We start from the raw sequence: 13,969 nt of genomic DNA, 5'->3' as shown, positions 1-13,969 counted from the left end.
ATCAAACAAGTTTAATGCAAATCGAGCCCGGCTCAACCTGGAAATAGCCCCGGAAATAGCCGGGAAAAACCCCGACAAAAAATCCCGGTTACCAGGCCGTCAGGCCAGCTGTGCGTGCAACTCCTGCACGGAATACACCGGCAGGTTGTCCAGGTACTTCATGCCCTCCACGGCCGCTTCTGCGCCGGCAATGGTGGTATAGGTCGTCACACGGGCCAGCAGCGCCGAGGTGCGGATCTGGCGCGAATCGGTGATCGCATTGCGCCGCTCTTCGACGGTGTTGATGACCAGGGCGATTTCGTTGTTCTTGATCATGTCGACCACGTGCGGCCGGCCTTCGGTGACCTTGTTGACCACGGTGCAGGCAATGCCCGCCGCCTGGATCGCCGCCGCCGTGCCCTTGGTCGCGACCAGCTCGAACTTCTGCGCGGCCAGCGCGCGCGCCACTTCCACGGCGCGCGGCTTGTCATTGTTCTTGACGGTCAGGAAAACCTTGCCGGAGGTGGGCAGTTTGGTGCCCGCGCCCAGCTGCGACTTCACGAAGGCTTCGCCGAAGGTCTTGCCCACGCCCATGACCTCGCCGGTGGACTTCATCTCGGGGCCGAGAATCGTGTCCACACCGGGGAACTTGACGAAGGGGAACACCGCTTCCTTGACGCTGAAGTAAGGCGGCGTGACTTCATCCTTGATGCCTTGCGAGGCCAGCGACTGGCCGACCATGCAGCGCGCCGCCACCTTGGCCAGCTGGATGCCGGTGGCCTTGCTGACAAAGGGCACGGTGCGCGAGGCGCGCGGGTTGACTTCCAGCACGTAGATCACGTCCTTGCCGTCAATGTTCTGGATCGCGAACTGCACGTTCATCAGGCCGACCACCGTGAGCGCCTCGGCCATGGCCGCGGTCTGGCGCTTGATCTCGGTGACGGTTTCGGCGCTCAGCGAATACGGCGGCAGCGAGCAAGCCGAGTCACCGCTGTGCACGCCGGCCTGTTCGATGTGTTCCATCACGCCGCCGATAAAGGTGCGGCCTTCAGGGTCGCGCAGGCAGTCGACGTCGCATTCGATCGCGTCGTTCAGGAAACGGTCCAGCAGCACCGGCGAGTCATGGCTGACCTTGACGGCTTCGCGCATGTAGCGCTCGAGGTCACGCTGTTCGTGCACGATTTCCATGGCGCGGCCGCCCAGCACATAGCTGGGGCGCACGACCAGGGGGTAGCCCAGCGCGGCGGCTTTTTCCAGCGCTTCCGGCTCGGTGCGGGCCGTGGCGTTGGGCGGCTGGCGCAGCTTGAGTTCGTGCAGCAGCTTCTGGAAGCGCTCACGGTCTTCGGCCGCGTCGATCATGTCGGGCGAGGTGCCGATGATGGGTACGCCATTGGCTTCGAGGTCCAGCGCCAGCTTCAGGGGCGTCTGGCCGCCGTACTGGACGATCACGCCCAACGGTTTTTCCTTGTCGACGATCTCGAGCACGTCTTCCAGCGTCAGCGGCTCGAAGTACAGGCGGTCGCTGGTGTCGTAGTCGGTGGAGACGGTCTCGGGATTGCAGTTGACCATGATGGTCTCGTAGCCGTCTTCGCGCATGGCCAGCGCCGCGTGCACGCAGCAGTAGTCAAACTCGATGCCCTGCCCGATGCGGTTGGGCCCGCCGCCCAGCACCATGATCTTTTTCTTGTCGGTAGGCGCGGCTTCGCACTCGCTGCCTTCGGCCTCGTAGGTCGAATACATGTAGGCGGTGTTGGTCGCGAACTCCGCAGCACAGGTGTCCACGCGCTTGTAGACCGGGCGCACGCCCAGCGCGCGGCGCTTTTCACGGATGGCCGTGTCGGTAGTCTTGAGCTGCTTGGCCAGGCGGCGGTCGGAAAAACCTTTTTGCTTGAGCGCGCGCAGCGTGACGGCATCGATCTTGTCGAGCGAGGTGGTTTCGAGTTCGAGCTCGATCTTGACGATCTGCTCGATCTGCACGAGGAACCAGGGGTCGATCTTGGTCAGCGCGAAGACTTCGTCGACGCTCATGCCCTGGGCGAAGGCATCGCCCACGTACCAGATGCGGTCAGGGCCGGGCGCCCCGAGTTCTTTCTCGAGCACTTCGCGATCCTGGGTCTTTTCGTTCATGCCGTCCACGCCGACTTCCAGGCCGCGCAAGGCTTTCTGGAAGGACTCCTGGAAGGTACGGCCCATGGCCATGACTTCACCAACGGATTTCATCTGTGTGGTCAGGCGCGAATCGGCGGCCGGGAATTTCTCGAACGCGAAACGCGGGATCTTGGTGACGACGTAGTCGATGCTGGGCTCGAAGCTCGCGGGGGTGGCGCCACCCGTGATCTCGTTGCGCAGCTCGTCGAGCGTGTAGCCCACCGCCAGCTTGGCGGCGACCTTGGCGATCGGGAAACCCGTGGCCTTGGAGGCCAGCGCCGAGGAGCGGGACACGCGCGGGTTCATCTCGATCACGACCATGCGGCCGTCGACCGGGTTGATGGAGAACTGCACGTTGGAGCCGCCGGTGTCCACGCCGATCTCGCGTAGCACAGCCAGGGAGGCATTGCGCAGGATCTGGTATTCCTTGTCGGTCAGCGTCTGGGCCGGGGCCACCGTGATGGAGTCGCCGGTGTGCACGCCCATGGGGTCCAGGTTTTCGATGGAGCAGACGATGATGCAGTTGTCGGCGGTATCGCGCACGACTTCCATCTCGTACTCTTTCCAGCCGAGCAGCGACTCTTCGATCAACAGCTCGTTGGTCGGCGAGGCTTCGAGGCCGCGCTTGCAGATGACCTCGAACTCTTCCGAGTTGTAGGCGATGCCGCCGCCGGTGCCGCCCAGCGTGAAGCTGGGGCGGATCACGGTGGGGAAACCGACGGTCTTCTGCACCGCCCAGGCCTCGTCCATGCTGTGCGCGATGCCGGAGCGGGCAGATCCCAGGCCGATCTTGGTCATCGCGTCCTTGAACTTCAGGCGGTCTTCGGCCTTGTCGATGGCTTCGGGCTTGGCGCCGATCAGCTCGACCTTGTATTTGTCGAGCACGCCGTTGTGCCAGAGATCGAGCGCGCAGTTGAGCGCGGTCTGGCCGCCCATGGTCGGCAGGATGGCGTCGGGGCGTTCCTTGGCGATGATTTTTTCAACCGTCTGCCAGGTGATGGGCTCGATGTAGGTGACGTCGGCGGTGGCCGGGTCGGTCATGATCGTGGCGGGGTTGCTGTTGATCAGGATGACCTTGTAGCCCTCTTCGCGCAAGGCCTTGCAGGCCTGCACGCCGGAGTAGTCGAACTCGCAGGCCTGGCCGATGATGATGGGGCCGGCGCCGATGATGAGGACGCTCTTGATGTCTGTGCGCTTAGGCATTTTTCTTCTCCCCAGCCTGTTCCATCAGCGCGGTGAAACGGTCAAACAAGTATGAAATATCGTGCGGGCCGGGCGAGGCTTCCGGGTGGCCCTGGAAGCAGAAGGCCGGCTTGTCGGTGCGGGCCAGTCCCTGCAGCGTGCCGTCGAACAGGCTGATGTGCGTGGGCCTGAGGTTGGCGGGCAGGCTTTTTTCGTCGACCGCGAAACCGTGGTTCTGGCTGGTGATGCTGACGCGGCCGTTGTCCAGATCTTTGACCGGGTGGTTGGCGCCGTGGTGGCCGAACTTCATCTTGAAGGTCTTCGCACCGCTGGCCAGCGCCATGATCTGGTGGCCCAGGCAGATGCCGAAGGTCGGGATGCCGGTTTCGATCAGCTCGCGCACCGCGGTGATCGCGTAGTCGCAAGGCTCCGGGTCGCCCGGGCCGTTGGCCAGGAAGATGCCGTCAGGTTTGAGCTTGAGCACGTCGGCCGCGGGCGTTTGCGCCGGCACCACCGTGATGCGCGCGCCGCGTTCGGCCATCATGCGCAGGATGTTTTTCTTCACGCCGAAGTCGAAAGCCACGACGTGGAATTTCGGCGTGATCTGCACGCCGTAGCCCGCGCCGAGCTTCCACTCGGTCTGCGTCCATTCGTAGGTCTGCTTGACCGAGACGACCTTGGCCAGGTCCAGGCCGGCCATGCTGGGCGCGCCGCGCGCCGCCGCGACGGCCTTCTCGATCGCAGGCTGGCTCACCGCCTCGCCCGCTGGCAAGGCCAGGATGCAGCCGTTTTGCGCGCCCTTGGTGCGCAGGTGGCGGGTCAGCTGGCGGGTGTCTATGCCGGCGATGGCGACGGTGTTTTCCTTGACCAGGTATTCGGACAAGGTCATGGTCATACGGAAGTTCGAGGCCAGCAGCGGCAGGTCCTTGATGATCAGGCCGGCGGCGTGGACTTTTTCAGCTTCGACGTCTTCGGCATTGATGCCGTAGTTGCCGATGTGCGGGTACGTGAGGGTGACGATCTGCTGGCAGTAGCTGGGATCCGTGAGGATTTCCTGGTAGCCGGTCATCGCGGTGTTGAACACCACTTCGCCGACCGTGGAGCCCGCGGCCCCAATCGAATTGCCGATAAAGACCGTGCCGTCTGCGAGCGCCAGGATGGCGTGAGGGGTGTTTCCCTGTAGAGACAAAAGCACTGGGTTCTCCGGGTTGGTTACGGTTCGCCCAAGCGTGCACAAGAAACGTCTCGGTCAAGACTCTTGCAGGCTGCTTTTGAGAGGGTGGTGGCTTTGTATGCGCTCGGGCGAAGCTGTGTTTTGAAAAGCCCTTGATTATAGCCTGAACAAGTAGTACCCCCACAGTCGCTCACTTCGTGTGGCCTACGGCCTTTCTCCCTGCACCTTTCATCACGAAGGGGGCCGCTGCGCCTGCTGCCTGACAAAGCCAGTTCCGCGGCCCCGGCTGGAATTAAGAGCCTCTGACCAATGAACTTGCGTACAAGCAGATTGCGGCAGCGGCGGCGACATTGAGTGACTCCTCGCCGCCCGGCTGGTCTATGCGGACTTTGAGGGCTGCCCTGGCCATCAGGTCTTCGCCTACGCCCTGCCCTTCGTGGCCCATGGCCCAGGCGCAGGGCATGGGCAGTTTTTGATCGTGCAAAAAGCTGCCGTGATGGGAGCTGGTGACGACGATGGGAACCGTCAAGGCCGCCAGCGCCTCGGGCTCCAGGCCTTCCACCAGTTGCAGGGCAAAGTGGGCGCCCATGCCGGCGCGCAAGACCTTGGGCGACCAGAGCGCCGCCGTGCCCTTGAGGGCGATAACCTGGCCGAAGCCAAAGGCCGCCGCGCTGCGCAGGATGGAGCCGACGTTGCCGGCGTCCTGCACCCGGTCCAGGATCACCGAGGCGGCACCGGGCTGCAGGCCGGCGGCGGCGGGCAAATCGAGCACAAAACCCATGCGCGCGGGCGATTCCAGGCCGCTGATCTCGGGCAGCAAGTTGTCGGGAATCACAATGCTTTTGGCGGCCGCCCGCGTCAATGCGGCGGGCGCCATGGGCCAGTAGGACTCGGAGAAGACCGCCAGGGCGGGTTTGAGCCCGCGTGCCAGCGCCGCGCGGCACAGATGGTCGCCTTCCAGCCAGACGCGCCCCTGCTTGCGGTAGGCCGTGCTGTCCTGCGACAGCTTGCGCAAGTCCTTGATCAGCGGGTTGTCGCGTGAGGTGACGTGCGTGACTTCGGCGGCGGGCCCGGAAGCACCCTGATTCACCGCAGGACCTCGGCCACCGGCGCGAAGGACCGGCGGTGCTGCGGGCAGGCACCGTGCTCGCGCAGCGCGGCCAGGTGCTCGGCCGTACCGTAGCCTTTGTGGTCGGCAAAGCCGTACTGCGGGTATTCCAGGTGGAACTCGGCGCACCAGCGGTCGCGGTGCACCTTGGCCAGGATGGAGGCCGCCGAGATGGCGGGCACCAGCGCGTCGCCGCCCACAATGGCCTCCGACAGGATCACCAGCGTGGGCAGGCGGTTGCCATCCACCAGCACCTTGTTGGGTTTGAGGCGCAAGCCTTCCACGGCGCGCTTCATGGCCAGCATGGTGGCCTGCAGGATGTTGAGGCTGTCAATCTCCTCGACACTGGCCTGCGCGATGGAGCAGCACAGGGCCTTGGCGCGGATTTCGTCGTAAAGCTTTTCGCGGCGCAGGGCCGTGAGCTTTTTGGAGTCGGCCAGCCCCTGGATCGGGTTCAATTCGTCAAGGATGACGGCGGCGGCCACCACCGGCCCCATCAGGGGGCCGCGCCCTGCCTCGTCAACGCCAGCCACCAGCCCGGGAATGTCCCAGGACAGTGCGGTTTGCTCAGCTTTCAAGAATTTGCTGGATCGCATCGGTCGCTAATGTTGAAGTATCCCGCCGAAGCTCGGTGTGCAGCGCGGCGAATCGTTGTTCCACAGCCGCTATTTTGTCAGGTGCCGACGATTTTGCCTCCACCCATTGCAGGACGGCCCCGGCCAGCGCCTCGGGCGTGGCCTGGTCCTGCAGCAGTTCGGGCACGACAAAGTCGCGGCACAGGATGTTGGGCAGGCCCACCCAGGGCTGCAGCTTCTTGCGCCGCATGATCTGCCAGGACAGCCAGTTCATGTTGTAGGCGATCACCATGGGCCGCTTGAACAGCGCCGCCTCCAGGGTGGCGGTGCCGCTGGCGATCAGGGTCAGGTCGCAGGCGGCCAGGGCGGTGTGCGACTGGCCGTCAAGGATTTGCAGATGGGCCCGCATGCCGGTTTCGTCGGCGATGCGCTCGATAGCGGCCTTCAGGGCCGGGATGGCGGGCACGACGAACTGGATGGCCGGCTGCGCTTTCCGGACCAAGGCCGCAGCCGCGAAAAAACGGTGCGCCAGGTACTGGATTTCCGACTTCCGGCTACCCGGCAGGATAGCGACCACGGTGCTGTCGTCCCGCAGGCCCAGCGTGCGCCTTGCGGCGGCCCGGTCGGGCTGCAGCGGAATGACATTGGCCAACGGATGCCCAACATAGGTCGCGGCAATGCCGTGGGCAGCCAGCAAGGCCGGCTCGAACGGAAAGATGCACAGCACGTGGTCCACGCTGCACCGGATTTTTTCGACACGGTCGGCGCGCCAGGCCCAGATGGACGGGCTGACAAAGTGCACGGTCTTGATACCCTGCCCTTTCAAGGCGGCTTCGAGGTCCAGGTTGAAATCGGGCGCATCCACGCCGACGAAGACGTCGGGGCGCTGCTTCAGCAGCCGTTGTTTGAGCTGTTCGCGAATGCCGACGATCTCGCGGTAGTGGCGCAGCACCTCGACATAACCGCGCACGGCGAGCTTCTCGCTGGGCCACCAGGGCTCAAAACCACGTTTGGCCATCTGCGGGCCGCCTATGCCGCTGGAGCTCAAGGCCGGCCAGCGGGTTTTCAGGCCGTCGAGCAGCAAACCCGCCAGCAGGTCGCCGGAGGTTTCCCCCGCGACCATGGCCACCTTGGGTGCGCGGCCGGCCGGCCGTGTTGCGGCTAGGCCGCCAGCCTCTCCACGGGCTGGCAGAGGGCTGGTCTCGAGAGACATGGCCTTACCGGACGATGCCGCGTTGCGGCGAGGTTTGCGCCAGGAAGGAGAGCATCATCTCCACGTCGGGCGCCGATTCCGGGTGTTTCGCGGTCAGTTCGGCAATGCGCGCGCGGGCCTGGTCGAGCGTGAGGTCATCGCGGTACAAGGCCTTGTGCATGGCCTTGACGGCGGAAATACGATCAGGCGAAAAACCCCGACGCCGCAGCCCCTCGAAGTTCATGGAGCGCGCCTCGGCCGGCTGGCCCTGTGCCATGACAAAAGGCGGCAAATCGGCGAACAGCAGCGAACACATGGCCGTAAAGCTGTGGGCGCCGATTTTCACGAACTGGTGCGCGACGGTAAACCCGCCCAGGATGACCCAGTCGTCCACGTGCACATGCCCGCCCAGCTGGGTGTTGTTGGCAAAAATGGTGTTGTTGCCCACGACGCAGTCATGCGCCAGGTGCACATAGGCCATGAGCCAGTTGTCGTCGCCCACGCGCGTCACGCCGCTGTCGCCGGGTGAGCCGATGTTGAAGGTGCAGAACTCGCGAATTGTGTTGCGGTCGCCGATGACCAGCTCGCAAGGCTCACCCGCGTATTTTTTGTCCTGCGGGATCGCGCCCAGCGAATTGAACTGGAAGATCCGGTTATCGCGGCCTATGGTGGTGTGGCCTTCGATCACGCAGTGCGCGCCTATGGTCGTGCCCGCGCCGACTTTTACATGGGGACCGATGACGGTGTAGGGCCCGACGCTTACCGATTCGTGGAGCTGGGCTTGCGGGTCCACAAGGGCCGTGGCATGGATGCCCGGCGCGTTAGGAGATGCTGTCATGTCGCGCTCGCCTGGATGGTTGCAGCCCGGCTCACGCTATCGTGCGCATGGTGCACATCAGTTCGGCCTCGCAGGCGATGGTGTCGCCCACGCGGGTCACGCCCTTGAACTTGAAAATGCCGGCCTTCATGCGGTCCAGCGTGACGTCCATGATCAGCTGGTCGCCGGGCTCGACCGGGCGCTTGAAGCGCGCGCCGTCTATGCCGGCGAAGTAATACACCGTCTTGTCGTCGGGCGTCACGCCCAGTGTTTCAAAGGCCAGCAAGGCGGCGGCCTGCGCCATGGCTTCAAGCATCAGCACGCCGGGCATGACCGGGTGGTGGGGGAAGTGCCCCATGAAGAAGGGCTCGTTGATCGTGACGTTCTTGAGCGCCTTGATGCTTTTGCCTTTTTCGATTTCGAGTACGCGGTCCACCAGCAGGATGGGATAGCGGTGCGGAAGCTGCTTGAGAATTTGGTGGATATCCATCATGATTTTTCTTCAATGTGTCCTGAGTTCAGAATGGCTTTTTCGGCCAGCCGCAGGCGCTCGCGCAGCGTGTGGAGCTGTTTGAGCGTGGCGGCATTTTTTTCCCAGACAGCATTGTCGTCGATGGGGAAGAGCCCGGTGTAATTTCCGGGCTTGAGAATGGACCTTGTCACCACGGACGCCGCCGACACATGCACATGGTCGGCCAGGCTCAGGTGGCCCAGCACGATGGCGCCGCCGCCCACCGTGCAGTGGGCGCCTATGGTGGCGCTGCCCGCGACACCGGCGCATCCGGCCATGGCGGTGTGCTTGCCGACCCGCACGTTGTGGCCGATCTGGACGAGGTTGTCGAGTTTGACGCCGTCTTCGAGCACCGTGTCCTGCAAGGCACCGCGGTCTATGCAGGTATTCGCGCCTATCTCCACGTCGTCGCCGATCAGGACACCGCCGAGTTGCTCGATCTTGACCCACTGCCCCTGGTGCAGCGCAAACCCGAAGCCGTCGGCGCCTATCACCGCGCCCGGATGCACGATGCAGCGCGCGCCTATGCGGCAGCCGTCCGCCACGGTGACGCGCGCCGACAGGCGGGTATCCGCCCCGACCTGGGCATGCCGCCCAACGACGCAATGTTCGGCAATGCGCGCACCCGCACCGATGACGGCGCCCTCCCCTATGCAGGCGAAGGCCCCCACCGATATGCCGCGCGCCAGCGTGGCCGTGGGATCAATAAAGGCACTGGGGTGAATCTGCGGCACGGACGGCGGGGCATGCCGCTGCTTCCAGAGCTGGGTTACCAGCGCGAAGGCGTGGTAGGGGTCGTCCACCACGATGCAGGCGCCCCGGCTGAGGGCGGCCTGCCGCGCGGCGGGCGCCACGATGACGCAGGCCGCAGCCGACTGCGCCAGGTTGGCCAGGTATTTGGGATGGCTGAGGAAGCTCAGGTCCTGGGGGCCGGCGGCCTCCAGGGTGGAGAGCCGCTCAATCTGCAGGCCGGGGTCGCCGATCAATTCGGCATTGACACCGGCGAGGAACCGGGCAATGTCGGCAAGACGGAGTGTCACACTGCGCCTGCCGTTCTGGCGATGGTGATCGTGGTGAACACCCCCGCGGTCAACGGGCGGCGTTCAGCGCCTTGATCACTTTGTCAGTGATGTCGTGTTTCGGATTGACGTACACCGATTCCTGAAGGATCAGGTCGTATTTTTCGGTTTCAGCCAGGGTTTTCACGACCTTGTTGGCGCGCTCAATCACTTGCTGCAGCTCTTCGTTCTTGCGGGTGTTCAGGTCTTCCTGGAATTCGCGGCGCTTGCGCTGGAAATCCCGGTCCTGGTCCACCAATTGTTTTTGCCGCGTGTTGCGCTGGCTTTCGGCAAGCGTGGGCGCCTCGCGCTCGAACTTGTCGGACAGCGACTTGAGCTGCGTTGCAAGATCGTTCAGCTCTTTCTCACGCTTGCTGAATTCCTGCTCGAGCTTGGTCTGGGCGGCCTTGGCGGAATTGGCTTCGCGGAAAATCCGGTCCAGATTGACGACACCGACCTTGAACTCCTGTGCGCTTGCGGAGAAACCCGCCAACGCGACAACAAGGCCGAGGAAAAATTTGTTTGAAAGATGCTTCATTAGAAAGATGTACCGATTTGGAATTGCAACCGCTCTATTCTATCGCCTGGCTTTTTACGCAGCGGCGTCGCAATGGCGATGCGCAAAGGCCCCAATGGGGAAATCCAGCTGATGCCGATGCCGGTGGAGATACGCAGGTCGTTCAGCTTGTATTGTTCTTTTTCCCCGAACACATTGCCGGCATCGACAAAACCGTACAGACGCAGAGTCCGGTCGTTGCCCGCACCCGGAAACGGCGCGATCAGTTCGGCATTCAGGGTCAGTTTTTTCGGTCCGCCAATGGCCAGGTCGGAGGCATCGCGCGGGCCCAGTGAGCCCTGCTCAAAGCCGCGCACCGACCCGAGGCCGCCCGAGTAGTAGTTCTTGAACAGCGGATAAGGCTGGCCGTTCAGGCCCTTGCCCCAGCCAAATTCGCCATTCAGCGCCACGGTGAACTGCTTGTTCAGCGGAATGTACTGCTGGATCTGGTAATTGGCGCGCACGAACTTGATGTCGCCCGCCACGCCCCAATCGCCGTACACGCGCTGGTAGCGGCCGGTGGTGGGAACCAGGGAGCTGTCACGGCTGTCGCGCGACCATCCCACCGTCAAGGGGATGGAGTCGCTTTTGTAACCAAACTGGTTGGCATAGGTCTGGTAGCTGGCCGGCAGGTTGGTGCCGGGAACAATGGTCAATTGCTCGTAGCCGCTGCCGAAATAAACGGTGTCGTTCTCGGTGAACGGCACGCCGAAGCGGATGCTGGCGCCGCGGGTTTTCAGGCTGTAGTCGCCGCCCTGGCCGGACAGCGGCTTGGAAGTGCGGTCATAGACGTCGATGGTGCGCGAAATACCGTCGGCCGTGAAATAAGGATCGATGGTGCTCAGCACCAGCTGGCGGTTGGACTTGCTGGTGTTGACTTCAACGCCCAGGTAGTTGCCCGAACCGAACACGTTTTCCTGCTTGATACCGAACAGCAGGGACACGCTGTCCGCGCTGGAGTAACCCGCGCCGAGCTGCAGGTTGCCGGTGGGTTTTTCCACCACGGTCATGGTTACGTCGACCTGGTCGCTGGTGCCGGGCACCTCTTGCGTGTCGATGTTCACTTCGTTGAAGTATCCCAGGCGGTCCACGCGGTCGCGCGAAAGGCGGATCTTGTCGCCGTCGTACCAGGACGATTCAAACTGGCGGAACTCGCGGCGCACGACTTCGTCGCGCGTGCGGTTGTTGCCGGCCACGTTCACGCGCCGCACATAGGCGCGGCGGGACGGATCCGCCTGGATCACAAAGGCCACGCGGTTGTTGCTCCGGTCGATCTCGGGCACCGCTTCGACGCGCGCAAAGGCAAATCCAAAGGTGCCGAAGTAGTCGGTGAAGGCCTTGGTGGTTTCCGCCACCTGGTCGGCGTTGTAGGGCTCACCCGGTTCAATCTTCACCAGGGTCTTGAACTCTTCTTCCTTGTTGAGGTAGTTGCCTTCCAGCTTGACACCCGACACCACGAAGCGCTCGCCTTCACTCACATTGACGGTGATGGCGATGCTTTGCTTGTCCGGGGAGATCGCGACCTGGGTCGACTCGACCTTGAACTCCAGGTAGCCGCGCGACAGGTAGTAGGAGCGCAGCGTTTCGATGTCGGCATTGAGCTTGGTGCGCGAGTAACGGTCGGACTTGGTGTACCAGCTGAGCCAGCCTCCGGTGTCCAGGTCGAACAGGCCCAGCAGCGTGGATTCGCTGAACGCCTTGTTGCCCGTGACGTGGATTTCCTTGATCTTGGCCACGTCGCCCTCGACGACGCTGAAAGTCAGGTTGACGCGGTTGCGTTCAATCGGCGTGACGGTGGTGATGACCTCGACGCCGTACAGGCTTTTGTTGATGTACTGGCGTTTGAGTTCCTGCTCGGCCTTGTCGGCCAGCGCCTTGTCAAAAGGCTGGCCGTCGGCGACGCCGGCTTCACGCAGGGCTTTCTTCAGCGCTTCCTTGTCGAATTCCTTGGTGCCGACGAAATCCACGTCGGCCACGGTGGGGCGTTCTTCAACGATCACCACCAGCACGTCGCCGTTGACCTCCAGCCTCACGTCCTTGAACAGGCCCAGGCCGAACAGCGCGCGGATAGCGGTCGAGCCCTTGTCGTCGTTGTAGGTCTCGCCGACACGAAAGGGAAGCGACGCGAAAATGGTTCCAGGCTCCACGCGCTGCAAACCTTCAACCCGGATGTCGCGCACCGTGAAGGGGTCCACCGCCCAGGCGGTGCTGGCTGCAAAAAGACCGGCGGCGATGGCGCAGACTGCGCGAACTTTAAAGCGATTTACTTGTTTTTGCATGAAATGTATGGAATTAGCCCAAGAGCCGGGTGACATCGTTAAACAGGGCAACGCACATCATGCCCAGCAGGATCGCAACGCCACCGCGCTGCAACCGGTCCATCCAGGCGTCAGACACGCCTCGGCCAGTGATCCCCTCCCAAAGATAATACATCAGGTGCCCCCCATCCAGAACCGGCAGCGGGAGTAAATTCAGGACGCCCAGGCTCACGCTGACCAGGGCCAGGAAGGTCAGGTAATAGCTCAAGCCGAGGCTGGCCGATTTGCCCGCATAGTCGGCAATCGTGAGCGGCCCGCTGAGATTCTTGAGGGAAGCCTGGCCTGTCAGCATTTTCCCCATCAGGCGCAGCGTGAGCGTGGACACCTGCCAGGTGCGGACGGCGCCTTGCCACAAACCATCGACAAAGCCATAGCGCACGGTCACAAGTTCGGGCAGCGCGTCCACGGCGGCCTCGATCCGAGGCACCATCATCCCATTGACGAGCTGGAGTTCAGGGGTCACCTGCAACACCAGGGGCTGGCCGGCGCGGATGATCTGCCAGCTCTGGGGTGCGACGGCCGCCTTGCCGGCACTGGAGGTCAAGGCCGACGCGAGTATGGCTTCGCGCAAATGGCGTCCGTCCATGATTGCGGTGTCGCCGATGCGCACCACCACGTCGCCCGCACGCAAGCCGGATCTTTCGGCCGGGCTGCCGGCCTTGATGTTTCCAATCTCGGGACGGGTCCACGGCCCCAAGATGCCGATTTTGCGGAACAGCTGGGCATCGGCTTCAGGAGCACCCAGCGTGCTGAGCGCCAGCCGCACCGTCCGACCCGCACCCAGCGTATCGCCGCCCAGCACCAGCGTGAGGTCGCGGCCGTCCAGGGCGCCCTGGGTCAGGCGCCAGCGCAGATCCTCAAAGGAGCGGACGTCCTGGAGTTCATCACCCTCAAAGGCGGCCTGCGCCACCGTCTCCTGGCCGCGCAGCCCGGCTTTTTCCGCCAACGAGCCGGCCACGGGGCTGGACAGAACGGCTTTGGGCTCCTGCAGGCCGCTCCAGTTGAGGATGGCATACAGCAACACGGCCAGCAGCAGGTTGGCCGCCGGGCCGGCCGCGACCACGGCCGCCCGGGATTTGAGCGGCTGGGTATTGAAGGCCAGGTGGCGTTCGGCCGGGTCTACGGGCGCCTCGCGCTCGTCCAGCATCTTGACGTAACCGCCGAGGGGCAGCATGCCGATGGAAAACTCGGTGGACTTGTTTTTGAGCTTCCAGGTGTAGATCGGCTTGCCGAAACCGATGGAGAACTTCAGGACCTTGATGCCGCAGGCCACGGCCACGCGGTAGTGGCCGTATTCGTGCACGGCGATCAGGATGCCCAGCGTCACGACAAAAGAAATCAGGGTCAACAT

The 13,969-nt window shown here is 63.5% G+C and carries 11 protein-coding genes; all 11 read right to left on the bottom strand.

Annotated features, from left to right (window positions below; genetic code table 11):
* Window positions 1-99 precede the first annotated feature (99 nt).
* The 11 genes from carB to rseP all read right to left on the bottom strand — a co-directional run bounded on the left by carB (window position 100) and on the right by rseP (window position 13,969).
* Complete coding sequence (carB, locus tag ACSQ27_RS04415) at window positions 100-3,330, bottom strand: carbamoyl-phosphate synthase large subunit (RefSeq protein ID WP_436154250.1); 3,231 nt, start codon at window positions 3,328-3,330, stop codon at window positions 100-102.
* Entirely contained in the window at window positions 3,323-4,504 is a 1,182-nt protein-coding gene (gene carA, locus ACSQ27_RS04410) for a glutamine-hydrolyzing carbamoyl-phosphate synthase small subunit (RefSeq protein WP_436154249.1), read from the bottom strand. Before carA ends, carB begins: the two co-directional genes overlap by 8 nt.
* 271 nt (window positions 4,505-4,775) lie before the next feature.
* Entirely contained in the window at window positions 4,776-5,573 is a 798-nt protein-coding gene (locus tag ACSQ27_RS04405; protein ID WP_436154248.1) for a TrmH family RNA methyltransferase, read from the bottom strand.
* Entirely contained in the window at window positions 5,570-6,187 is a 618-nt protein-coding gene (gene rnhB, locus ACSQ27_RS04400; RefSeq protein WP_436154247.1) for a ribonuclease HII, read from the bottom strand. Before rnhB ends, ACSQ27_RS04405 begins: the two co-directional genes overlap by 4 nt.
* Window positions 6,159-7,289, bottom strand: coding sequence for a lipid-A-disaccharide synthase (gene lpxB, locus ACSQ27_RS04395; RefSeq protein WP_436155398.1), 1,131 nt, complete (start codon window positions 7,287-7,289; stop codon window positions 6,159-6,161). Before lpxB ends, rnhB begins: the two co-directional genes overlap by 29 nt.
* 94 nt (window positions 7,290-7,383) lie before the next feature.
* Window positions 7,384-8,196, bottom strand: coding sequence for an acyl-ACP--UDP-N-acetylglucosamine O-acyltransferase (lpxA, locus tag ACSQ27_RS04390; RefSeq protein ID WP_436154246.1), 813 nt, complete (start codon window positions 8,194-8,196; stop codon window positions 7,384-7,386).
* A 31-nt stretch (window positions 8,197-8,227) separates the two neighbouring features.
* On the bottom strand, window positions 8,228-8,668 hold the full coding sequence (gene fabZ, locus ACSQ27_RS04385) for a 3-hydroxyacyl-ACP dehydratase FabZ (protein ID WP_122956731.1): 441 nt from the start codon (window positions 8,666-8,668) through the stop codon (window positions 8,228-8,230).
* Window positions 8,665-9,726, bottom strand: a complete 1,062-nt coding sequence (lpxD, locus tag ACSQ27_RS04380; protein ID WP_436154245.1) for a UDP-3-O-(3-hydroxymyristoyl)glucosamine N-acyltransferase — start codon at window positions 9,724-9,726, stop codon at window positions 8,665-8,667. Before lpxD ends, fabZ begins: the two co-directional genes overlap by 4 nt.
* A gap of 49 nt (window positions 9,727-9,775) precedes the next feature.
* Window positions 9,776-10,282, bottom strand: a complete 507-nt coding sequence (locus ACSQ27_RS04375) for an OmpH family outer membrane protein (protein WP_436154244.1) — start codon at window positions 10,280-10,282, stop codon at window positions 9,776-9,778.
* Complete coding sequence (gene bamA / locus ACSQ27_RS04370; protein ID WP_436154243.1) at window positions 10,282-12,579, bottom strand: outer membrane protein assembly factor BamA; 2,298 nt, start codon at window positions 12,577-12,579, stop codon at window positions 10,282-10,284. Before bamA ends, ACSQ27_RS04375 begins: the two co-directional genes overlap by 1 nt.
* 13 nt (window positions 12,580-12,592) lie before the next feature.
* Window positions 12,593-13,969, bottom strand: a complete 1,377-nt coding sequence (gene rseP / locus ACSQ27_RS04365; protein WP_436154242.1) for an RIP metalloprotease RseP — start codon at window positions 13,967-13,969, stop codon at window positions 12,593-12,595.

Source organism: Polaromonas sp. LjRoot131 (genome assembly GCF_964252805.1).
Lineage (GTDB): Bacteria > Pseudomonadota > Gammaproteobacteria > Burkholderiales > Burkholderiaceae_C > Polaromonas.
The sequence above is the reverse complement of the archived record's forward strand: the minus strand, read 5'-3'. Positions and strand labels throughout refer to the sequence as shown.